Origin of the sequence: Blautia sp. BCRC 81119 (assembly GCF_003184505.1) — a bacterium.
Lineage (GTDB): Bacteria > Bacillota > Clostridia > Lachnospirales > Lachnospiraceae > Blautia_A > Blautia_A fusiformis.
The window spans coordinates 1-683 of record NZ_QJHD01000070.1; the positions used below are offsets into that span (position 1 = coordinate 1).

The 683-nt window shown below is 46.4% G+C and carries 2 tRNA genes and 2 rRNA genes; all 4 read left to right on the forward strand.

Annotated features, from left to right (window positions below):
• Nucleotides 1-102 (forward strand): 16S ribosomal RNA (locus DMI82_RS19555); the annotation flags it as partial.
• Between the two features lie 70 nt (nt 103-172).
• Nucleotides 173-290 (forward strand): 5S ribosomal RNA (gene rrf, locus DMI82_RS19560).
• Nucleotides 291-295: 5 nt separating this feature from the next.
• Nucleotides 296-368, forward strand: a tRNA-Ala gene (locus DMI82_RS19565).
• 23 nt (nt 369-391) lie between these two features.
• Nucleotides 392-465: transfer RNA gene (locus DMI82_RS19570), tRNA-Ile, on the forward strand.
• The last annotated feature ends 218 nt before the right edge of the window (nt 466-683 follow it).

The following is a 683-nucleotide window of genomic DNA, read 5'->3' on the forward strand; positions in this document are numbered from 1 at the left end:
GACCTAACCGCAAGGAAGGAGCTGCCGAAGGCGGGACCGATGACTGGGGTGAAGTCGTAACAAGGTAGCCGTATCGGAAGGTGCGGCTGGATCACCTCCTTTCTAAGGAAAAAGTAGAGTAATTGAAATGTGTTTTACTGTTGAGTTATCAAGGCAACTGAATAACGATATTTCTGGTAGCGATGCGCTTAGGGGACACACCCGTTCCCATCCCGAACACGACGGTTAAGACCTAAGCGGCCGATGGTACTGCACTGGAGACGGTGTGGGAGAGCAGGTGGCTGCCAGATCAAATGGGGATGTAGCTCAGTTGGGAGAGCACCTGCCTTGCAAGCAGGGGGTCGAGAGTTCGAATCTCTTCATCTCCACTGAAATCGAAAGATTTCAAGATGGGCTTATAGCTCAGCTGGTTAGAGCGCACGCCTGATAAGCGTGAGGTCGGTGGTTCGAGTCCACTTAAGCCCACTGGTTTAAATGAACCAGAACCCCGAAAAGTTCATAATCATGAGCAATAGGGCAAAGGTCCACTTAAGCCCATTGGGTTTTAAGTAATAAAGCCCAATACATTGTACCTTGAAAACTGCATACATGAGATTTGATTAAGTTAATCAAATATCCTTAAACGCAAAGTATTAAGAAATTAATGCAAACGCAAAGATAGGAAGACATCGATTTATCTGTTA